Annotated in this window: 15 protein-coding genes; 6 read left to right on the top strand and 9 right to left on the bottom strand. The window is 72.3% G+C overall.

Annotation, left to right across the window (positions count from 1 at the left end; all coding sequences use genetic code 11):
• Both ASF82_RS07625 and ASF82_RS07630 read right to left on the bottom strand, forming a co-directional pair.
• The coding region (locus tag ASF82_RS07625; RefSeq protein WP_162240265.1) for a hypothetical protein at positions 1-1,786 on the bottom strand (1,786 nt) is incomplete at its 3' end.
• A gap of 93 nt (positions 1,787-1,879) precedes the next feature.
• On the bottom strand, positions 1,880-3,268 hold the full coding sequence (locus ASF82_RS07630; protein ID WP_056056018.1) for an MFS transporter: 1,389 nt from the start codon (positions 3,266-3,268) through the stop codon (positions 1,880-1,882).
• Between the two features lie 215 nt (positions 3,269-3,483).
• Here ASF82_RS07630 and dnaK point away from each other — a divergent pair, with 215 nt between their 5' ends.
• The 5 genes from dnaK to ASF82_RS07655 all read left to right on the top strand — a co-directional run bounded on the left by dnaK (position 3,484) and on the right by ASF82_RS07655 (position 9,131).
• Complete coding sequence (gene dnaK / locus ASF82_RS07635; protein WP_056056021.1) at positions 3,484-5,361, top strand: molecular chaperone DnaK; 1,878 nt, start codon at positions 3,484-3,486, stop codon at positions 5,359-5,361.
• Positions 5,362-5,369: 8 nt separating this feature from the next.
• The gene (locus ASF82_RS07640; protein WP_235491224.1) at positions 5,370-6,050 is read left to right on the top strand and encodes a nucleotide exchange factor GrpE; all 681 of its coding nucleotides are present in this window, start codon (positions 5,370-5,372) and stop codon (positions 6,048-6,050) included.
• Positions 6,051-6,191: 141 nt separating this feature from the next.
• Complete coding sequence (locus ASF82_RS07645; RefSeq protein WP_056056023.1) at positions 6,192-7,193, top strand: DnaJ C-terminal domain-containing protein; 1,002 nt, start codon at positions 6,192-6,194, stop codon at positions 7,191-7,193.
• Between the two features lie 51 nt (positions 7,194-7,244).
• Entirely contained in the window at positions 7,245-7,682 is a 438-nt protein-coding gene (locus ASF82_RS07650) for a heat shock protein transcriptional repressor HspR (protein ID WP_056056026.1), read from the top strand.
• 294 nt (positions 7,683-7,976) lie between these two features.
• A complete protein-coding gene (locus tag ASF82_RS07655) occupies positions 7,977-9,131 on the top strand; it encodes a methyltransferase (protein WP_056056029.1) in 1,155 nt (384 codons plus the stop codon).
• A gap of 187 nt (positions 9,132-9,318) precedes the next feature.
• On the opposite strand, the gene ASF82_RS07660 is transcribed toward ASF82_RS07655, so the two are convergent.
• The 4 genes from ASF82_RS07660 to ASF82_RS07675 all read right to left on the bottom strand — a co-directional run bounded on the left by ASF82_RS07660 (position 9,319) and on the right by ASF82_RS07675 (position 16,173).
• Positions 9,319-9,837: a pilus assembly protein CpaE gene (locus ASF82_RS07660; protein ID WP_235491225.1), complete on the bottom strand. Its 519-nt coding sequence runs from the start codon at positions 9,835-9,837 to the stop codon at positions 9,319-9,321.
• Positions 9,838-9,947: 110 nt separating this feature from the next.
• Positions 9,948-11,423, bottom strand: coding sequence for a hypothetical protein (locus ASF82_RS07665; protein ID WP_156369992.1), 1,476 nt, complete (start codon positions 11,421-11,423; stop codon positions 9,948-9,950).
• A 256-nt stretch (positions 11,424-11,679) separates the two neighbouring features.
• Positions 11,680-14,475 (bottom strand): hypothetical protein, encoded by a 2,796-nt coding sequence (locus tag ASF82_RS07670; protein ID WP_156369994.1) that lies wholly within the window; start codon positions 14,473-14,475, stop codon positions 11,680-11,682.
• 153 nt (positions 14,476-14,628) lie between these two features.
• Positions 14,629-16,173, bottom strand: a complete 1,545-nt coding sequence (locus tag ASF82_RS07675; protein ID WP_056056035.1) for a hypothetical protein — start codon at positions 16,171-16,173, stop codon at positions 14,629-14,631.
• A gap of 216 nt (positions 16,174-16,389) precedes the next feature.
• On the opposite strand from ASF82_RS07675, the gene ASF82_RS07680 reads away from it, so the two are divergent.
• On the top strand, positions 16,390-18,579 hold the full coding sequence (locus ASF82_RS07680; protein WP_082514478.1) for an ATP-dependent Clp protease ATP-binding subunit: 2,190 nt from the start codon (positions 16,390-16,392) through the stop codon (positions 18,577-18,579).
• Between the two features lie 124 nt (positions 18,580-18,703).
• On the opposite strand, the gene ASF82_RS07685 is transcribed toward ASF82_RS07680, so the two are convergent.
• The 3 genes from ASF82_RS07685 to ASF82_RS07695 form a co-directional block, all read right to left on the bottom strand.
• Positions 18,704-19,330 carry a phosphoribosylanthranilate isomerase gene (locus ASF82_RS07685; protein ID WP_056056037.1) on the bottom strand — a complete coding sequence of 209 codons (627 nt, stop codon included), beginning with the start codon at positions 19,328-19,330 and terminating at the stop codon, positions 18,704-18,706.
• Positions 19,331-19,430: 100 nt separating this feature from the next.
• Entirely contained in the window at positions 19,431-21,335 is a 1,905-nt protein-coding gene (locus ASF82_RS07690) for a hypothetical protein (RefSeq protein ID WP_056056039.1), read from the bottom strand.
• A 108-nt stretch (positions 21,336-21,443) separates the two neighbouring features.
• The coding region (locus tag ASF82_RS07695; RefSeq protein WP_235491226.1) for a DUF3060 domain-containing protein at positions 21,444-21,953 on the bottom strand (510 nt) is incomplete at its 5' end.

A 21,953-nucleotide genomic window follows, 5' to 3' on the forward strand; every position in this document is an offset into this window, starting at 1 on the left:
CGGTCTGTTCTCCGGTGGCCAGCGGCGCCGCGATCTCGGCGGTCCACGTGCCGTCGGCGAGGACGGAGGTGCTGCCCAGGGGTGCGGACCTCGTCAGGTCGTCTCCCGCGAGGAGGATGCGCGAGCCGGGGATGCCCTCACCGCTGAACGTCCGGGTGTCGGCCCCGACGGTCTCGCCCTCCTTCGGTGACACGACGTCGAGCGGGAAGACCTCGGGGGCGGTGTTGCCGTCCGTCTCAACGAGCGTGACGGTCGTGACGGGGGACAGCAGGCCGTCTCCGCGGACGGTGTAGAGGTCGATCTCTTCGCCCGCGTGCTCGGAGTCCAGGGAGACGAACGTGGCACCGTTCCAGGACCCCTCCGACGCGCCGATGAACTCGTCGCCCACCTTCGCGATGACGCCCGGCACGAGGTACTCGTCGGGGAAGTAGCTGGTCGTGGCGTAGATGGTGAACATGTCGTCGTCGTCGAGCTCCGCGACCTCGTGCACGAGGGGGGCCTGGAGCGGGGCGCCGGCGGGTGCCTCGAGCAGCGTCAACGATGCCTCGAGCGGGGTGCTCTCCACTCCTCTGCTGACGCCGGTGAAGACGGCGGTCTCGCCCAGCAGTGCGGGGTCGACGTGGAAGATGAAGCGGCCGTGGCCGCCCCCGACCGTGTCGATCTCCTCGCCGTCGACGGTCATCCGCAGCTCACCGGCGTTGTGGGCGATGACCCGCACGGCGAGCTCGCCCGTGTTGTCGAGCTCGACCGAGCTCAGCTGCGGCGTGACCGGCATCTCGCCGGGCAGCAGGCCGGACTCGACGGAGAACGCCGCTCCCGCCGTCTGCGTGGGCGCCGACTTCCAGGTCGGAGTCTCGGTGACGGTCGTCTCGTAGCTGCCGATCTGGAGGCGCGTCGACGTGCAGCTCCAGTCGCCCGAGGCGGCGACACGCGTCTCGCAGAGGGTCCCTGCGGTGCGGCCGGTCTCGGCGTCGCGGGTCACGACGATCTCGGAGTTCGGGATGGCAGTGCCGGAGAAGGTCGTCGTGTCGTCCGTCACGACGTCGCCCACGGCCGGCGACTCGATCTCGAGCGGGAAGACCTCGGAGGCGGTGTTGCCCTCGGTCGGGACGAGCTCGATCGTGGCCACGTCGCTCGTGAGGCTCGAGCGCGAGGCCACGACGTCGACGGTCTGGCCGGCGTACGAGGCGGGCATGCGCAGCGAGAACGCGCCGTTCTCGTCCGGGGCGTCGTACACGAGAGCTCCGCGCACGTCGGCACGCACGAGGGTGCGGCCGAAGGTCAGGGGGTCGTAGACGATCGTGCCCTCGATGACGAGCTCGCCGCCCTCCTCGTACTGCGAGACGGCGTGGACGACGGGCGTCGCGACGGGAGCCTGCTCGCCCTCGTAGTCGCCGATGTCGAGCGTCACGGTGACGCTCTCGCTCCGGCCGTCGGGGCCGTAGGCCACGAGGGTGGCCTCCTTCCCGAGGTGCTCGAGCTCCACCACGTGGCTGAAGCGGTCCAGGGCGACACGGGCGACTCCGCCGCCTCCGCCGGGGATGTCGAGCGAGACGCTGGTCGCGCCGTAGGCGACTCCGTTCACCGCGATGTGGCGGTCGCCGAGGGGGGTGATCCTGCCGACGAAGGGGGCCGCGATGGCCGAGGTGCCCGTCTCCGGGGCGGCGACGGTCGTGCCGTCGAGGGTCGTGGGGGCGGGTGCGGCGATGGCCGCGGCGGGGTTGAAGGCGCCGACCGCGAGGGCCGCGAGGCCCACCGTGGTGAGGCCGGTTCTGATCGTGCTCATGTCTTCTTCCGGATGGAGGGAACGGGAAGACCGATCGGGGCGGCCGTCCGATATCTTACATCCGAGATCATGAGCGCGAGACGCGCGGCGGCATCAGTCGATGGAGCGCTGCACCGCCTTCACCGGCAGCATCAACAGCAGCCCGGCGAGCAGCACGAGCGCGATGCCGATGATCCCGTACCGGGTGTCGCCCGTCGCCGACACGAACAGCGTGAAGAGCCCCGGCGCGAGGAAGCTCACGGCGCGCCCCGTCGTCGCGTACAGCCCGAAGATCTCGCCCTCGCGCCCGGGCGGCGTCACCCGCGCGAGGAAGGAGCGGCTCGACGACTGGATGGGCCCGACGAAGAGCGCGAGCGCCAGCCCGAGCACCCAGAAGAGGGAGGCGGTGGTCCCGATCGCCAGCACCCCGAACGCCGCGAGCACGAGGCCGGCGAGCGACCCGACGATGATCGCCTTCGCGCCCAGCCGGTCGTCGAGCCAGCCGCCGACGAAGGTGCCGATGCCCGCGACGAGGTTCGCCCCCACCGCGAAGTAGATGACCTCGCTCGGCGAGAAGCCGAACACCTGTGCCGCAATGATCGCCCCGAAGGTGAACACCGCCGCGAGCCCGTCGCGGAACACGGCGCTGGCGAGCAGGAACATCAACACCTGCCGGTTCGTGCGCCACAGCTTCGCGATCGTCGCGCCGAGCACCCGGTACGAGCCGATCAACCCAACGCGCGGGCCGGAGTCGCGGGTCGAGACCGGGGGCTCGGGCACGGCCACCAGCACGGGCACCGCGAAGACCGCGAACCAGACGGCGGCGACGACGATCGAGAGACGGACGTCCCACGCGCCTCCCTCGGTGCCGGTCGGGACGCCGAACAGGCCGCCGCGGCCGTCCACACCGAAGCTCTGCAGGAAGGCGACGAGCAGGAGGACGAGCAGCACGATGCCGCCGACGTAGCCGAGCCCCCAGCCGAAGCCGGAGACCTTGCCGATCGTCTCGCGGGTGGAGACCTGCACGAGCATCGCGTTGTAGCTGACGCTCGCGAACTCGAAGAAGATGTTGCCCGCGGCCAGCAGGGCGGCGCCGGCGACGAGGTAGGCGGGGGCCGGGGCCACGAAGACCATCGCCGCCATGGCGACGACCACGAGGGCGGTGTTGACGCCGAGCCAGAGCTTCCGCTTGCCGGAGCCGTCGCTGCGCTGGCCGAGCACCGGCGCGAGCAGCGCGATCAGCACGCCCGCGATCGTCAGCGCCGTCGAGATCACCGTCGCGTTGTCGGCCTTCGCGAGCACGAGGCCGGGGTTCCGGGCGTCGTCGCCCGCGGCCGCCACGATCGACGGGTCGACGAAGGCGCCGCTCGCGAGGTAGGTGCTGAAGACGAACGAGGTGACGACCGCGTTGAACGCGGCCGAGCCCCAGTCCCAGAGGGCCCACGAGACGACCCGGCGACGGGGGATCGCGGGGGTGGCGGCGAGCGGCGGCGCGGCGGTCATGGGGGTCAACCTAGTGGGCACGGGTGTCCGGCGATCTCGTGGCCGGCACCGCGCCTCCTCGTCCCCCGTCCCGGCGGCATCTTGAGTCATGCACGCTCAACTCTCAGCTGGCTGGCTTGACCTCGCGGCGAGCGTGAGTAAAGTTGAGCCTGGCCGACTCAAGGGTCGGCCCCCTGACTTCCCGCATCACCCCGCACCACGAAGGAGAACAGCACATGGCCCGTGCAGTAGGAATCGACCTCGGAACCACCAACTCGGTCGTCAGCGTCCTCGAGGGCGGCGAGCCCACCGTCATCGCGAACGCCGAGGGCCTCCGCACGACCCCCTCGGTCGTCGCCTTCACGAAAGACGGAGAAGTGCTCGTCGGCGAGACCGCGAAGCGCCAGAACGTCACCAACGTCGACCGCACCATCGCGTCGGTCAAGCGCCACGTCGGCACCGACTGGACGGTCGAGATCGACGACAAGAAGTACACCCCGCAGGAGATCTCGGCGCGCATCCTCGGCAAGCTGAAGCGCGACGCCGAGCAGTACCTCGGCGAAGACGTGACCGACGCGGTCATCACCGTGCCCGCCTACTTCAACGACTCCGAGCGCCAGGCGACGAAGGAGGCCGGCGAGATCGCGGGCCTCAACGTGCTCCGCATCATCAACGAGCCGACCGCCGCGGCCCTCGCCTACGGCCTCGACAAGGGCAAGGAGGACGAGCTCATCCTCGTCTTCGACCTCGGCGGCGGCACCTTCGACGTCTCCCTCCTCGAGGTGGGCAAGGACGACGACTTCTCCACCATCCAGGTGCGCAGCACCTCGGGCGACAACCGCCTCGGCGGCGACGACTGGGACAACCGGATCGTCGAGCACCTGATCGAGAAGTTCAAGAGCCAGAACGGCGTCGACCTCTCGACCGACAAGATCGCCAAGCAGCGCCTGAAGGAGGCGGCGGAACAGGCCAAGAAGGAGCTCTCGTCGAGCACCTCGACCAGCATCCAGCTGCCCTACCTGACGCTCACCGCCGACGGCCCCCTCAACCTCGACGAGACCATCTCCCGCTCGCAGTTCGAGCAGTGGACGAGCGACCTCCTCGAGCGCACCAAGAAGCCCTTCAACGACGTCATCAAGGAGGCGGGGGTCAAGGTCTCCGACATCGCGCACGTCGTGCTCGTCGGCGGCTCCACCCGCATGCCCGCCGTCAGCGAGGTCGTCAAGCAGCTGACCGGCGGCCAGGAGCCCAACAAGGGCGTCAACCCGGACGAGGTCGTCGCCGTCGGCGCGGCCCTCCAGGCCGGCGTGCTGAAGGGCGAGCGCAAGGACGTCCTGCTGATCGACGTCACCCCGCTGAGCCTGGGCATCGAGACCAAGGGCGGCGCGATGACCAAGCTCATCGAGCGCAACACGGCCATCCCGACCAAGCGCAGCGAGACCTTCACCACGGCCGACGACAACCAGCCGTCCGTCGCGATCCAGGTCTTCCAGGGCGAGCGCGAGTTCACCCGTGACAACAAGAACCTCGGCACCTTCGAGCTGACCGGCATCGCGCCGGCCCCCCGCGGCGTCCCGCAGATCGAGGTCACCTTCGACATCGACGCCAACGGCATCGTCCACGTCTCCGCGAAGGACAAGGGCACGGGCAAGGAGCAGTCGATGGTCATCTCCGGCGGCTCGTCGCTGTCGAAGGACGACATCGAGCGCATGGTCCGCGAGGCGGAGGAGCACGCTGCAGAAGACAAGGCTCGCCGCGAGGCCAACGAGGTCCGCAACAACGCCGAGCAGCTCGTCTACTCGATCGAGAAGCTGATCAAGGAGAACGACGAGAAGCTGCCCGCCGACGTCAAGACCGAGGTCCAGGCCGACGTCGACGCGCTGAAGACGGCCCTCGCCGGCGACGACGACTCCGCGATCAAGCCCGCCTTCGACAAGCTCAACGAGAGCCAGTCGAAGCTCGGCCAGGCGATCTACTCGCAGGGCCAGGCCGACGAGGCCGCGGCGGGTGCCGCCGGTGCCGAGGGCGCCCCCGCCGACGGCCAGGCCTCCGGTGACGACGAGGACATCGTCGACGCCGAGGTCGTGGACGACGACGAGAACGACAAGAAGTAGGTCGACCGATGACTGACGAGCAGAACCGCGCTCCCGACGAGGAGCCCGTCCGCCCCGAGGCCAGCGCGGGGGTGCCGTCGGAGGACGGCGGCACCGCCGCGGTCGACGGCGCCGACGACCTGGTCGAGGCCGAGGCCCCCGATGTCGAGGTGCCCGCGGGCGCCGAGGCGCCGGAGGGCGCGGCCGCCGCGGCCGAGCAGATGGCCGCCGAGGGCGCCGCCGGGGCCGAGCCCCTCAGCGCCGACGACGAGGCCATCCTCGACCAGGCCAGCACCGACCTCGTCGCCGACATGCGGCAGGACATGCTGCGGGCCCAGGCCGAGCTGGTCAACTTCCGCAAGCGCGTCGAGCGCGACCGTGAGGCGAACCGCGAGGCCGTCGTCGCCGAGGTCATCCGCTCGCTGCTGCCCGCGCTCGACGACCTCGTCCGCGCCGAGAAGCACGGCGACCTCGCCGAGGGCCCGATGACGGTCATCGCGCAGAAGATCCGCGGGGGGCTCGACAAGTTCGGCCTCACGCAGGTCGGCGCGGCGGGCGAGGTCTTCGACCCGACGATGCACGACGCGCTCGTGCAGCTGCCGAACGCCGACGTGACGGTCAACACCGTCGCCGACGTGATCGAGCCGGGCTACAAGATCGGCGACCGGGTCATCCGGGCCGCCAAGGTCGCCGTCCACACCCCGCAGTAGCCCTGCACCTCCACGGCGCGAGCCGTGACCGCGACGCGAGTCGCGACGGGCGGTGGGCTCCTCGACGAGGGGCCCACCGCCTCCCCCGTTCTTTCCTCCGGTGGCCGTGCCACCGGACACACGCAAGAGAGGAGGTGCCCGATGGCGAGTCAGGACTGGTTCGACAAGGACTTCTACGCGATCCTCGGCGTCTCCAAGGACGTCACCCCGGCCGAGCTGAAGAAGGTCTACCGGAAGCTGGCGCGGAAGTACCACCCCGACAGCAACCCGGGCGACGCCGCGGCCGAGGCGAAGTTCAAGGAGATCAGCGAGGCGAACTCGGTGCTCTCCGACCCGGAGCAGCGCAAGGAGTACGACCAGGTCAGGGCCATGGGCTCGGGCGCGCGCTTCACCGCGGGCAGCGGCGGCCCCGGAGGCGGTGGCGGCGGCTTCGAGGACGTCTTCGGCGGCATGTTCGGAGGCGGCGGCCAGCGCCCGCAGTTCCGTCAGGGCGGAGGCGGTGGCGGGGGCTTCGAGGACATCTTCGGCGGCATGTTCGGCGGCGGCGGCTTCGGCCAGACGAGCGGCGGCTACCGCGGCTTCGGCGGCCCGCAGAAGGGCCGCGACATGACGGCCACGACGACGCTCGACTTCCAGACCGCCGTCGTCGGCGAGACCATCTCGTTGCAGGCGTCGAACGGCAAGCCGATGAAGGTGCGCATCCCCGCCGGCGTGCACGACGGCCAGAAGATCCGGCTCCGCGGCCGTGGGGAGTCCAGCCCCGACGGCGGCGAGCCCGGCGACATGGTGCTCACCATCGCCGTGCGCCCGCACCCGGTGTTCGAGCTCGACGGCGCGAACCTGCGCCTCGACGTGCCCGTGACGTTCACGGAGGCCGCGCTCGGCGCGACCATCGAGGTGCCGACGCTCGGCGGCGAGCCCGTGCGGCTGCGCGTCGCGCCGGGCACGCCGTCCGGCCGGGTGCTGCGCGTCAAGGGGCGCGGCGTCTCGACGAAGACCGGCACGGGCGACCTGCTGGCGACGGTGCAGGTGGCCGTGCCGAGCCACCTCAGCGACGCGGCGCGCGAGGCCGTCGAGGCGCTCGCGGCGGCGTTGCCGGCCGAGAACCCGCGCGACGACCTGATCGCGCGGGCCCGGGGCTAGCCTCGGCAGCACCAGGCCCGGCACCAGCACCACGAGCAGGAGGGGACGACGATGGCGAGACAGGACGCGGGGCAGTGGCCCCTCGATGAGCACTCGCCCGTCTTCGCGATCGCGATGGCGGCCGAGCTCGCGGGCATGCACGCCCAGACGCTGCGCCAGTACGACCGGCTCGGCCTCGTGGTGCCGCAGCGCACCGCGGGCAAGTCGCGGCGCTACTCGATGCGCGACGTCGTGCAGCTGCGCGAGATCGCGCGGCTCGGCGGCGAGGGAGTCTCGCTCGAGGGCGTCAAGCGCATCCTCGAGCTCGAGAACCAGGTGACGGCGCTGCAGTCGCGGGTGCGTGAGCTGGAGCGGGCGCTGGCCGACGAGCTGGTCAACCGGCCCGGTGCGCGCGTGTTCGCGGCGGGCGAGAGCGGCGTCGTGCCGCTCCGGCACGGCACGCGCCCCACGCGGCAGACCTCGGTCGTGGTCTGGCGGCCCCTTCAGTAGAGCCCCCCAACGTCGAGTGGTCACGAACTGCTGCTCTCGCGTCAGCGAGCAGCACTTCGTGACCACTCGGTGCCTGAGGCGGGTGCGGCGGGTTCCCGTCACTCCCGGCGGGTCGGCGTCGGCCCGCCCGCGAGGACGTCGACCCGCCCCGCCCTCGTTGCCCGTGCGCCGTCTCCGCCACCCCGACATCGAGTGGTCGCGAACGGCTGCCCACGCGTCAGCGAGCAGCACTTCGCGCCCACTCGGCGCCACGGTCGGGGACGACGGGCCGGGGCGGCCCGGTAGCCTCGTCCGGTGATCGACTTCGAGCAGCTCCGCCGGTGGCCCGACGTCGAGGCCCCCGAGCTGGTCGCACACGACGCGACCGACCGCCTCCTGCTCGACACCGCGCGGGAGGCGCTGGTCGCCCACCCGGAGCGCGTCACCATCATCGGCGACCGCTACGGAGCGCTCACCCTCGGCGCCGCCGAGTTGGTCGGCCCGCACGAGCTCCGCGTGCACCAGGACGCCCTCTCGGGCGAGCTGGCCCTCGCCGCGAACGCGGAGCGCCTCGGCAGCAGTGCCTCGTGGCGCTCCCTGCCGCTCGACCCCTCGCTCGTGGAGGGCGCCCGCGTGGTGCTCCTGCAGCTGCCGCGCGGCCTCGACGCGCTCGACGAGATCGCCGAGCTGGTCGCGGCCCAGGCGCACCCCGAGGTGCAGCTCGTCGCCGGAGGCCGCGTCAAGCACATGACCCCGGCGATGAACGACGTGCTGCGCCGTCACTTCGGCACCGTCTCCGCCGGTCTCGCCCGGCAGAAGTCGCGTCTCCTGACCGCCTCCGGTCCGCGCTCCGACGCCGGAGCCACCGCCTCCTCGGCGGCGAGCGCCTCCTCGGCTGGCACCACTTCGACGTGGCCTCGCTCCGAGCGGCACGGCGACCTCGTGGTCGTCGCACACGGCGCGGCCTTCGCCGGCTCATCGATCGACGTCGGCACCCGAGCGTTGCTGGAGGCGCTGGCCGTCGGGGCGCCCGAGGCGTCACGCGTCGTCGACCTCGGGTGCGGAACGGGGGTGCTCGCCGCCTCCTGGGCGCTCGCGCACCCCGAGGCGCACGTCGTCGCGACGGACCAGTCGGCGGCCGCCGTGGCCTCGGCCCGCGCGACGGCCGACGCGACCGGCGTCGGTGACCGGGTGGAGTCGCGGCGTGACGACGCAGGAGCCTCCCTTCCCGCAGGCTCCGCCGGCCTGGTGCTGCTCAACCCGCCGTTCCACGTCGGCGCCACCGTGCACGCCGGCCTCGCGCACAAGCTCTTCGCCGCGGCCGCGCGCCTGCTCGAGCCGGGCGGGGAGCTCTGGTGCGTCTGGAACTCGCACCTCGGCTACCGCAGCGCGCTCGAGCGCACCGTCGGGCCGACGCGTCAGGTCTCGCGCGGGCCGAAGTTCACCGTGACGGTGTCCACCCGCCGCTGAGCCTGCCCCTTCTCGTCGTACTTCTCTCGTCAGTTGCCACTTTGGGGGCCTCTGAACGCCCGTGAGTCCCCCAAAGTGGCAACTGACGTGAGGCAGCAGTGATCGAAGTGACTCTTCCTGGGCCCTGCTCGGGGCGGAGGGCCCAGCAAGAGTCACCTCGATGGCGCCGAGGTACTTCGCGCGGGGATCAGTTCGTCGCGTCGCCGTCGTGCTCGGCGCCGGGGCCGAGGAGGCCGTCGGCCTCCTCGGGGTCGTCGAGGCGGAGCGATGCCTCGATGTAGGCGAGGAGCGCGTGGGCGTAGGCCGTCTCGGGGTCGGCGGCGACGTGCACGGAGTCGGGCCCGGTGTCCGCAGCGCCGTCGAGGGCGACGGTGACACGGTAGGCGAGGGGCTCGCCGTCGACGAGCACGCGCGTGAGCGAGACGAAGGTGCTGCCGAGCAGCTCGCGGAGCTGGTCTTCGCGCGGCAGCCAGAGGGCGTCGTCGGCGGCGACGGAGTCGAGGGCCCACTCGGTCGTGCCGTTGAAGCCGAGCACGGTGCCCGTGGGGTGCTCGTGGGCCTCGATGGTCATGTCGCTGAGGGTGAAGACCTCGCCGACGCCCTCGTCGCTGTCGACCAGGCGCTCGACGACGAAGCGATCGCCGGGGGAGGGGCGCCAGCGCAGCCCGGCGTCTCGGAGGCGGCGGGCGAGGTCGACGTCGATCATGGGCTCATCCTGCCCCGCCCGTCTGGCAGCGAGGGACGAATCGCCCCGGCCCCGGCCCCGGCCCCGGTGCCCGCCGCCTGACCCGCTCGCGGTGAGCCAGCGGCCCGACCTCAGGGTCTCACCGGCACCCCGCCCACGGTCTGCGTGACGACGAGCTCGTTGTCGCCCAGGTCGAGGCCCTCGACGGTGGTGCTCCAGGTGCCGTCGCTCTCGGCGACGGTGGTGGCGGAGTCGCCGACCGCGACCGTCGCGCCGGGCGTCGCCGTGCCCCTGACGGCGGCCACCCTGCCCTGCGCGTCGACCGACACCACCTCGGCGGTGAGCGCCGCCGCGGCGATGGGCGTGTCGACCCTGCCCGTGACGTCGTAGAGCTTCGCGTTCAGGGCGCCGGTCATCGTGAACCCGAGGGCGGGCGTGCCGACGGGGGCGTCGAGGGGCGTCGAGACGCGAGGGGCCCAGCGCAGGTCGCCGCCGGCGTCGAGGGCCGAGCCGGTGCCGGGGAAGGCGTACGAGTAGGTCGACCCGTCAGCCGAGCGGCGTCCCGAGACGAGGTCCCACGACGCGGACGCGGGGGCGTCCTGCCAGGTGGTGGCGGAGCCCGCCCGGTACTCCGCCTCCAGGGTGTCCTGCCCGGTGGCGAAGGTGGTGCCGGCCGGTGCCGTGACCGTGACGGTGCCCGGGGCCGACTGCGTCCGCTCGGTGAACTCGACCGCCACGGTGACCGCCGTGTCGTCGCCTCGCAGGAGGGCCTGAGGGGTCGCGTCCACCTGTCGGACCAGCCCGGGGACGACCTGGGGGTCGATGGTCACCGTGACCCGGACCGAGCTGCCGATCGTCGTCGTCCCCATCTTCTGGACGACGGTGAGGGTGTTCGCCCCCACGGCGAGGCCGGAGACGGTCATGCTCCAGGCGCCGGTGGTGGTGCTGGCGGTGGCGTACCTGCTGCCGATCTCGACCCGGGCCCCCTTCGTCGCGACGCCCGTGATCACCGCCGACCTGCCGACGTGGTCGGTCGAGGCGACCCTCGCGGTCAGCGCGGTCGTCACCGGCCTGGTCACGGTGTACGAGGTGTTCCAGTTCGTCTTCGTCCAGCCCCAGCCGTTGCCCCAGGAGTGGACGTAGAGGGTGCGGGTCGTGCCCTCGGCCCACCACGACGGCCAGGTGCTCGTGCCGGAGGGGATCTCGCTGCCGGGTGACGAGAGGGGCTGCGAGCTGGTCGACACGAGCAGGCGACAGTTCGACACGTTGCACTGCGGAGTGCCCCGCACGGTCAGCCCGACGTGGTCGCTCTGCAGTGAGACGCCAGTAGGCGGGGAGACCGTGAGGAAGAGGCGGGCGCCGTCGGTCGAGCTGGGGGGCGTCGGCGGAGCGGCCTCCGGCGAGGGAGGAGCCGCGGTGTCCTCCGTCGGGCCGCTCGGCGCGGCGTCGGGCTCGTGCGTCACGACCGTCGCCGCGGAGGCGGTGGTGACGCCGTCGTCGACCGGTGACGCCTGGGCGGTCGGCGATCCCGGGGCCAGGGCGAGGCTGCCGACGACCAGGGTGATCACCAGCCCGGTCGCGAGTGCTTCTGTCGTACGTCGTCTCACGGGTCGCCTTCTTCCGGGGCAGTGCCGAGGCATCTCGGTCGGTGGTGGTGACATGCGCATGTCGCATGACAGCGGTGTGGTCGAGATGACGATAACGCATGTGAGGAGATCTCTGGCGCCCCTGTGGACGAGCGCGGATCCGAGGGCGGGACGACGGACCGCCCCGGTCTCCGCGCCCGCTGCTGCGGGGCGGTGACCGGGGCGGTCGCCTTGTGCTGTGGTGCTGTGGTGCTGTGGTGCTGGTGTCGCCGGTCGACTACTCGCGGATGGCGGAGGGGTCGATGGAGGCGACGCGGCCGATGGTGCTGCCGGTGGCGCGGAAGTCACCGATGGAGCTGGTGCCCTCGTAGGTGTAGTCGAGCTGGCGGTTGCCGGCCGACGCGGTGCGCGAGGTGAACACCTCGACGAGGTAGCGCAGCTGCTGCTCGGCCGGGATGGCTCGGGCGGGCAGCTGGAAGGTGATCTTCGTGCCGTTCTCGCTGATGACGCCGCCGGTCAGGTCGAGCGACGCGTCGCTCTCCCAGCCGCCGGCGGTGCCGCTGCGGCGCTCGCCGAGGACGGTGAGGCCGTCCTGGAAGATCGTGTCCTTCGGGGCGGTGAAGGTCACGGTGCCCGTCGCGGCCTCGCGGGCCTCGTTGTTCTGGACGACGATCGGGATGATCGACGTCGTGTTGCGCGGCAGGTTGACGCGGGTCTGCTGCACGCCGACGAGCGTGCCGCCCTCGACCGAGGTGAACTCGACCGTGGCCTCGTCGTGGACGGTGCCGCCGATCTCCTGGCTGACGGTGACCTCGAGGTCGCCGGTGCCCGTGAAGGGCGCGGTGATCTCGTAGCTGCCGTCGGGGCGGATCGTCTCGGTGACGTCACCGATCGTGACCTGCTGGCCGGGCGTGCCGCTGCCGGTGACGACGACGGTCTGGGCGATGTCGTTGCGCTGCGCGACCGTGGCCGTCAGGGGCAGGGGCGCCTTGGCGACCGTCGACGCGTCCGGAGCCGACGAGGTGTAGCTGGTCGGCGGCGTGAACACCGTGGTGATCGTGCCGTCGGCGGCGGGCTTGCCCGTCGAGACGACCGGGAAGGTGATGTCGCCGGCGGCGGCGTACTCGCGGTTCTCGGTCGTGGTGTTGGTGACCTTGACCTCGACGGTCTGGCGACCCTCGGAGTCGGTGGCGACGACGTGCTCGGTGGTCCAGCCGTCGACGGTCTCGGTGGCGGGCAGGTCGCCCGCCTCGAAGCCCTCGGGCAGCGTGGTGGTCCAGGAGAGCGACTCGCCGGGTCGGACGGTGGCGCCGGTGGGGCTGGTGCCCGTCTGGGTGGTGATCGTGACGGTGCCCTCGGTGCCCTCGGTGAACCAGCCGTCGGCCTCCGACGTCACCGTGACGTCGTTCGCGCCGAGGCTGGTGGTGAGGGCGGCGACGACCGCGTCGAGCGTGACGGGGTCGCCGTAGTCCTCGCCGGCGATGCTCTGCTGCACGACGAGCTGGTTCGAGCCGACCTGCAGGCCCTCGACGGTCATGCTCCAGTTGCCGTCGTCCTGGACGACGGCTTCCTGGTCGCCGATGGTGATGGTCGCACCGGGAGTGGCGGTGCCCGAGACGACGGCGGTCTTGGCGATCGGGTCGACCGACATGACGCTGGCGACCGTGGGCTGCTCGTTGACCTCGATGGTGGTGGGGGTGCTGCCCTCGGCGCGGAAGGGGTTGCCCGGCGTGGAGCCGGCGAAGACGTAGCCCATCGACGACGAGCCGGCGGCCGCGACCATCGGCGTCTCGACGTCGAACAGGTAACGCCACTGCTGACCGGAGGAGTGGCTCCCTGCCGTCGGCCCGAGGTCGAAGGTCATCTGGGTGCGGTCCGCGTTGAGGACGCCACCCGTGAGGTTGACGTTGGTTGCCGGGTTCCAGGCTCCGGTGCTGCCGGGGCGCCACGACGCGGCGATGGTGGTCTGGCCGGGGGCGAAGGTGGTGCCCGCGGGGGCGGTCACCGTGGTCGTGCCCGTGACAGCGCCGCGCGCCTCGTTCAGCTGCACGACGAACGGCACGGAGGTGGTCTCACCGCGCACCAGCTCGACGCCGGGCTGAGGCACCGGCACGACCGTGCCGCCTTCGATCACCGTGGCGGCGAGACGGACCGTGTTGCCGACCTGCGTATTGTCGACCTTCTGGATGACCGTGAGCGTGTTGAGGCCAGCGGTCAGCCCGGTGACCGTGAGCGAGAATGCTCCGGTCGTAGGGTGTGCCGTGACTGCGATGTCGCCGATCTCGACCTGTGCCCCAGGACGCGCCGTACCCGTGACTACAGCACTGTGAGCGATGTGGTCGATCGATGCGACTTTGGCGGCTAGCGACGGCACCTCAGTGAAAGCTGCAGGGTTGAAGGCTGCAGCGCGCACTGCTGTCACGGCCTTGACGCTCTTCGGACCATTGATCGGATCTTGGCCTGCGTTCAAGTACATCCTGGCGTTGTAGTTGGGTGAGACGGCTTCCAGGGCGTTGCCTGTCCAGAACCACTGCTGCTTGCGGTTGTTCTCGTTGCACTCCAGCAGTGACAGGAAGGGGCCGGACGCGGGCACGGTGATGCACCTGTCCTTTGCGAAGCCGTCCAGCCCCTTGACGACTCCCGTAGTGCCTCGCTCGGGCATCTCGAAGGTGTTGCCGCGAGAGACCGCGTTCGCGTAGTCGGTCGCGCGGTCCCCTGAGAGCGCGCCCACCGAGCGGCTGATCATGTAGTTGTGGCCCGTCGTGGTACCGACCTGGCCGTACCAGACCAGTTTGCCGCGGAGCTTCTCGGCGTGGATGGAGACGTCGTCGACCTGCCCGGAGTCTCCAGGGGCGAAGGGCTCGCCGACTGGACCCGGCTTGGATTCTCCTGGCTGGCTGTCGAGGAGTGTGGCTGAGGCCGGGCTCGAGGGTGACGCCGTGGCGTCACTGGACGGCGACGCCGTGGTCCAGGAGTGATCGGCAGGTGCTGCCGTCGCCCCGAAGCTCAATCCGGTGACGACCGTGGCCACGGTGAGCCCGGCCGCCCCGGCGGCTATCAGTTTCTTCTTCATGTCGTGAGTTCTTCCTGGTCGGGCGGCACCGACAGAGCTGGCCGCGATCCTGATATGTTACGCACCTCACTCGACATGTCCAAAGTGGCGGGCGAAGCGGGAGAGGTGACCAGGTGAGGGGCCAGGGTGAAGGCTCGGCGTCGCCGAAGGGCCTCACCCGCGCGGCGCGAACCCCCGCAGCGGCGCGACGAGCTCACCGTCCGTACCGCGTTCCTGCACGAAGTCGATCGACCAGGTGAACGCCTGCAGGGTGCCGATCCGCCACGACCAGGTTCCGTCGGGGGCGACCACCGCACGGCCGAGCTGCAGGCCCTTCGTGTTGAGCACGTCGATCAGGGCGCCGGGCTTGCCCGTGCCGGCGAACGTGTACGCCGTGTACACGGGGTAGCCCGCGACGATCTGCGACGCCGACGGCGTCGTCAGCCGCGGAGCGTCGACGGCGGGGGCGAAGCCGCGCACCATCGTCGACGACGGGCGGTAGGTGCCCTCGTCCTGCACGAACGCCATCGACCAGAGGTACGACCCCATGTCGGCGCGCGTCCACGACCAGGTGCCCTCGGGGCCGACCCGCGCCTCCCCCAGGCGGAAGCCGCTGAGGTTCGTCACGCCGACGAGCGCCCCGGGGCGACCGGTGCCACGGAAGGTGAACGGGGCGTCGGGCACGTAGCCCCGCGCCAGCTGCGCCGCGTCGGGCGTCGTCACCGCGATCTGCGGGCCCTGCGCCGGCACGAAGCCGAGCAGCCGCGTCTCGCGCTCGCGGGGCGTGCCCGCGTCCTGCACGAAGACGAGGCTCCACTCGTACGTGCCCATGTTCGGCCGGGTCCACGACCAGGTGCCGTCGGGCAGCACCGACGTGCTGCCCAGCGGCAGTCCCTTCGTGTTGAGGACGGTCAGGGGGGCCAGCGGCCGGCCGGTGCCCCGGAAGGTGTACGGCGCGTCCGCGGTGTAGCCGTCGGCGACGCGGGCCGGGACGGTCATCACGGGAGCGGCCGAGGGCGCGGGCTCCGTCACGGTGTAGGTCGCTCCCTGCACCTCGAACGCGCCTCCGGCCCCTCCCGCCCCGACGGCCGACCAGGTCAGCTCCGAGTCGTCGGGCTCCGCGTCGAGCGGGGTCGCCACCGCCAGGTCGAAGCGCAGCTCGTCGCCGTCGGCGTGGCCCGCTGCGAATCCGCTCGTGTCGAGCGTGAAGGAGGCGCGGGTCGCGCCGCCGCCGACGCTCCCGCCCCGCAGGTCGAGGCTCGCGTCGCGCCGCCACGTCTCGTCGCCGCCCGGCCGCCACCACCCCGCCGCCGTGTCGGCGGCCACGAAGGTCGAGCCGGCCGGGGCCTCGAGGGCCACTGTGCCGACGAGGTCGGGGCGTGCAGCGTCGACCCGGAGGGCGATCGGGACGGGCGCGGTCGTGCCCGCGTCGAGCCGCACGGGGTCGAGCAGCACCGGCGACAGCCCGCCCTCGGCGATCGTCGCGTCGGGGAGGACCGTCGGAGCGGGGTCGGCCGCCCTGGCTCCGGAGGGGGAGGCGGGGGAGGTCGACGGGGCCGTCGTCGGTGCGGCGGCCGACGGCGTCGGCGTCGCGGTCGGTGTCACCGACGGGTCAGGAGTCGGCGTCGCGCCGGCGGACGTCAGCGGGGCCGCGACGAGGCCGAGGGCGAGGGCTCCGCCGAGGGCGGCGGAGCGGAGGGGGCGGGGGAGTCTGGTCATCGACGTCGTTCCTCGAGGTGGGGCTGTGGGGGACGAGACGACCCTGGCGCAGATGCCGACCCGAGTCAATGAGAGATGTGACATGTGGGCAGTGTCATCGACGAAGCGAGGCTGTGAGGGAGCTTGCGCGACGACCCAGCGTGCGTAGACTTGAGTCGGTTCAACTCAAGTTCGGGCAGCGCGCCCGACCGAGACGTTCTGAGAGAGGCACCACCCATGGCGAACATGCAGGGCGCTCCGGCTTCCGACGAGAAGCAGAAGTCGGCGCTCGACCAGTACGGCGTCGACCTGACCGCGATCGCCCGGAGCGGCAAGCTGGACCCGGTCATCGGTCGCGACAGCGAGATCCGCCGCGTCAGCCAGGTGCTGACGCGGCGTACCAAGAACAACCCCGTCTTGATCGGCGAGCCCGGCGTCGGCAAGACCGCCGTCGTCGAGGGGCTCGCCCAGCGCATCGTGGCGCGCGACGTCTCCGACAGCCTGAAGGACAAGCGGCTGGTCAGCCTCGACCTCGCCGCCCTCGTCGCCGGCGCGAAGTACCGCGGCGAGTTCGAGGAGCGGCTCAAGGCCGTGCTGAAGGAGATCGCCGAGAGCGACGGCCAGGTGATCACCTTCATCGACGAGCTGCACACCCTGATGGGCGCGGGCGGCGGCGACGGCAGCGTCGCGGCGGCCAACATGCTCAAGCCGATGCTCGCCCGTGGCGAGCTGCGCATGATCGGGGCGACGACCCTCGACGAGTACCGCCAGTACATCGAGAAGGACGCCGCGCTCGAGCGCCGCTTCCAGCAGGTCTACGTCGGCGAGCCCAGCGTCGAGGACACGGTCGCCATCCTCCGCGGCCTCAAGGAGCGCTACGAGGCGCACCACGGCGTCACCATCACCGACGGTGCCCTCGTGGCGGCCGCCTCCCTCTCGGCTCGCTACATCCCCTCCCGTCAGCTGCCCGACAAGGCGATCGACCTGGTCGACGAGGCCGGCTCGCGCCTCAAGATGGAGATCGACTCGTCGCCCGTCGAGCTCGACCAGCTCTACCGCGGCCTCGTGCGCCTCCAGGTCGAGGAGCTCGCGCTCGCGAAGGAGAAGGACGACGCCTCGCGCGCCCGCCTCGCCGCGCTGCGCGAGCAGATCACCGAGCAGAAGGCCCGGTACGACGCGCTGAACGCCCGCTGGCAGGCCGAGAAGGCCGCGCTGCAGGGCGTCGGCACGCTCCGCAGCGACCTCAACGAGGCCCGCATCGACCTCGACCGCGCCATGCGCGAGGGGCGCTACGCCGACGCGTCCAAGATCAACTACGAGACCATCCCCGACATCGAGAAGCGCCTCGCCGAGGCCGAGTCGTTCGAGGAGTCGGGCGAGCGGCTCGTCAACGACAGCGTCACCGACGCCGACATCGCCGAGGTCGTCGCGGCGTGGACCGGCATCCCGGTGGGGCGCCTCCTCAGCGGCGAGACCGAGAAGCTGCTGCACCTCGAGAGCGAGCTCGGTCGCCGCATCATCGGCCAGCGCGCGGCTGTCCAGGCCGTCTCCGAGGCGGTGCGCCGCACGCGTGCCGGCATCAGCGACCCCGACCGGCCGACCGGCTCCTTCCTCTTCCTCGGCCCGACCGGCGTCGGCAAGACCGAGCTCGCGAAGGCGCTCGCCGACTTCCTCTTCGACGACGAGAAGGCCCTCGTGCGCATCGACATGAGCGAGTACGGCGAGAAGCACAGCGTCTCGCGGCTCGTCGGCGCCCCTCCCGGCTACGTCGGGTACGAGGCGGGCGGCCAGCTGACGGAGGCGGTGCGACGCCGGCCGTACAGCGTCGTGCTCATGGACGAGGTCGAGAAGGCCCACCCCGAGGTGTTCGACGTGCTGCTGCAGGTGCTCGACGACGGGCGCCTCACCGACGGCCAGGGCCGCACCGTGGACTTCCGCAACACGATCCTCGTGCTCACGTCGAACCTCGGCTCGCAGGTGATCACCGACCCCCGCCTCAGCGACCCCGAGAAGGAGGAGCTCGTGCAGGGCCTCGTGCGGCAGGCGTTCAAGCCCGAGTTCGTCAACCGGCTCGACGACATCGTCGTGTTCTCGACGCTGACGGCCGACGACCTCGGCCAGATCGTGTCGCTGTACGTCGACCGCCTCGGTCGACGCCTGACCGACCGTCGGCTGCAGCTCGCCGTCACGCCCGACGCGCGGGCGTGGCTCGCCGAGCGCGGCTTCGACCCGATCTACGGCGCCCGGCCGCTCCGCCGCCTGATGCAGCGGCAGATCGACGACCAGCTCGCGATGGCCCTGATCGGCGGACGGATCGTCGACGGCGACACGGTGCTCGTCGACGTCGAGCCGGGCGCCGAGTCGCTCAGCGTGTCGCGCTCGGAGGCCGGCGAGCCGACCGCCGAGTCGCTGGACGACCTGCCCTAGCGGGCGGCTGCCGCCGGGTGGGCGGGCGAGTGCGACCTTCTCGGGCGGGCGTGGCCGCCCGGCCGCGGCGAACTCGCCCGTCGAGCCGCGCGCGGGACGGTTCGCGGCGTACGCGGGGGGCCCGCTACGCGGTGTCGCCGGAGCGTGCCGCCGCCACGAACTCGCGGATCAGCGCGACGCTCTTCACCCCGCGCGACGACTCCACCCCCGAGCTGACGTCGACCCCGGCGGGTCGCAGCTCCGCGACGCGGGCAGCGACGTTCTCGGGATCGAGCCCTCCGGCGAGCACCCATTCGCGGTGGGGCGGGGCGTCGAGCAGCGGCCGGCCGTCGAAGACGGCGCCGGCACCGGGGGTGACCGCGTCGATCAGCAGCAGGTCTTCTCGGAAGGCGACCCGCGCCTCCTCGGGCTCGGCCGCGTAGGTCGCGACGTCGACCGCGCGCACCACCCGGAGCCCCGCAGCGTGCGCGGCCGCGACGTCGGCCGGCGACTCGTCGCCGTGCAGCTGCACCGTGGAGAGGCCGGAGGCGCGGGCCAGCTCGATCACCCGCTCGACGCCCTGGCCCCGGAACACGCCGACCGCCTCGACGTGCTCCGGCACCCGGGCCGCCAGCTCGCGGACGGTCGCGGCGTCGACGGTGCGGGGGCTGCCCTCGGCCAGCACGAAGCCGACCGCGTCGGCCCCCGCCTCGACGGCGGCGTCGACCGTCTCGGGGGTGGAGAGACCGCAGATCTTGACCCAGGTGCGCATGCCCCCAGTCTGCCCTCCGCTCGGCGGAGACTCCGTGGTCACCTGTCAGCTGGTCCCGCGGCCGCCGCGCCAACGCCGCGCCGCCCTGCCGCTCGCCCGGTCAGGTGCGCGGAGCGAACGCGTCCACGGTCGCCGACTCCGACCCGGGGCGACCCTCGTCGCGGATGAACGTCAGGTACCAGACGGTGTAGCCCATGTTCGTCCTCGTCCACGACCAGGTGCCGGCCGAGGTGACCTCCGCCTCGCCGAGTCGGAGGCCGTTCCGGTTGCGCACCGTGATCGTCGACAGCGGCGTCGCCGTGCCGCGGAACGTGTACGGCTGCGCCGGCACGTACCCCTGCAGGAGCTCGGCCTGCGTGGGGTTCGTCACGGTGACGGTGCCCGTCTGCGGCCCGAAGTCGCGCACCTCGGCCGACTGCTCGGCGGGCAGCCCCGCGTCGGCGACGAACCGGAGCGCCCAGACGGTCGTGCCCATGTTCGTGCGGGTCCAGCTCCAGGTGCCGACCGCCGTCGCCTGCACGCTGCCGAGTCGCAGCCCCCGGAAGTTCCGCACCTCGACCGTCGCCCGTGGACGGCTCGTGCCCGTGAACGTGTAGGGCGCTCCGACGACGTAGCCGACCCGGGGGTCGGCGGGCTGCGTCACGACGACGGGCACGACGGGCGCGGGGGCCGGCGCCGCCGGACCGAAGCCCGTCAGCCGCCACTCCGACTGCCGGGGCTCGCCGAGGTCCTGGTAGAAGACCATGCTCCAGACGTAGCTGCCCATCAGGGTCCGCGTCCAGTCCCAGGAGCCGCCCGGCCCGACCTCGGCGGTGCCCAGGCGCAGGCCCTTGCTGTTCTCGATGGTCACCGGGGCGCCGGGTCGCCCGGTGCCGCGGAAGGTGAAGGGACGGCCGAGCTCGTAGCCCGCCGCGATGCCGGCGGCGTCGGGCGTGGTGAGCGTGATCGGCGCCGAGGAGGCGTCGTCGACGATGCGCACCGGTGCCGTGCCCGTCGCCTGGAACGCCCCCTGGCCCGAGGTGCCCCGGTAGCGGTAGCCGAGCGCGAGGTCGGCGCCGTCGGCCGCGTCGGCCGGCGTCGCCACCGGCACGGTGTAGCGGTACTGCTCGCCGCCCCCGTGCGGGCCGGAGGCGCGGGTGCCGACGAGCGTGCGCCCCGCGTCGCTGATCGCCACGGCCTGCAGGCTCATCTGCGGGGCCGGGCGCCAGTCGCCCGAGCTGCCCGGCCGCCAGGTCGTCTCGACCGTCGCGTCGACGGGGAAGGTGGTGCCCGCGGGGGCCGTGAGGCGCACGCTCACCTCGTAACCGGTGCGCGGCTCGGAGTTGGCGACGACGAACGACACGTCGGTGCTCCGGCCCCGGACGAGGTCGGTGCTCGCCACGGTGACGGGGGTGACCGTTCCGAAGTCGGGCCCGTCGTCGACGACCTTGATCGGGGCGGCGGCGTCGAGCGCGTACGCGTAGCTCACGCCCGTGCTGCGGAACGAGAAGCCGATCTCGCGGTCGCCCAGCGCCGAGCCCTCGGCCACGAGCACCGGAGCCCACTTGAGCGCGAGGCCGACGGGGATCGCGCCCGCGTCGCCCGGGAAGCGGTAGGCGTAGCTCCGGCCGTCGGCCGAGCGCGCCCCCTCGACGAGGTCCCACCCGGTGGGCACGGGCTCCCAGCCCGCCCGGCCCTCGAGGCGCTGCTGGGCGGGCAGCCGGGCCTGGCCGGGCGCGAAGGTCGTGCCCGCCGGCGCGGTGAAGGTCAGGGCGCCGGCCGCGTCACCGCCGCCCGCGTGCCCGAAGCGGACGCCGACCTCGACCGGCGTCGGCTGCTGCACGGGGACGCGAGGCCGCCCGAGGTCGATGCGCGTCAGCTCCGCGATCGTGATGGACAGGGTCGGGTCGGCCGCCGCGGGCTCGGCCGCGGACGCCGGGGCGGCGGCCGGGACGGCGAGCGCGCCGGCCGCCAGCGTGAGGGCCGCGAGCGTCGCCGTGGCGGCGCGTCGGAAGGTCGTGATCATGCCGTGGTGCCTCTCGTCTCGCGCCCCCGGTCGGGAGCGACGACACGAAATGTAACATTGATACGGACCGTTCTGACAACGCCTGTGAGCAGAACGCGCGAGGTGCCGCTACCGGGCGACGACCGAGTTGCCCGTGCCGTTCTCCGCCTCCTCGCCGAGGATCTCCGGCGCGTCGCCGCCGTGCTCGATCGTGTTGTCGTTCCCGGTCAGGTCGAGGCGCCCGACGCTCTCGACGCGGATCGTCGAGCCGTTGCCCATCACCCCGAGGTCGCCGACGGGGCCGAGGTCGGCGGTGCCGCCGTCGCCGAGCACGAACACCGTGCCGCAGCCGTCGGGCAGGCTCAGCTCGGTGGTCTCGTCGGTGAACTGCATGTAGGCGATGCCGTCGACGCACTCGTTGTCGGGCTGGCCCTCGGCGGTGGGCGACGACTCGGCGGTCGTGGCCGCGCCGCTGGGGTCGTCGGTCGACACGGTCGTCGTGGTGCACGCCGTGACGGCCAGCAGGACGGCGGCGGCGGTGGCGAGGGCGGCGGGAAGGGTCTTGACGGGCATGGGGGCCTCCGGTCTGTGGTCGTTCTGGGCGGGGCGGGTCGCCGCCGGGGCGACCCGCCCCGCGAG

The organism is Frigoribacterium sp. Leaf164, from assembly GCF_001423665.1.
GTDB classification, from domain to species: Bacteria; Actinomycetota; Actinomycetes; order Actinomycetales; family Microbacteriaceae; genus Frigoribacterium; species Frigoribacterium endophyticum.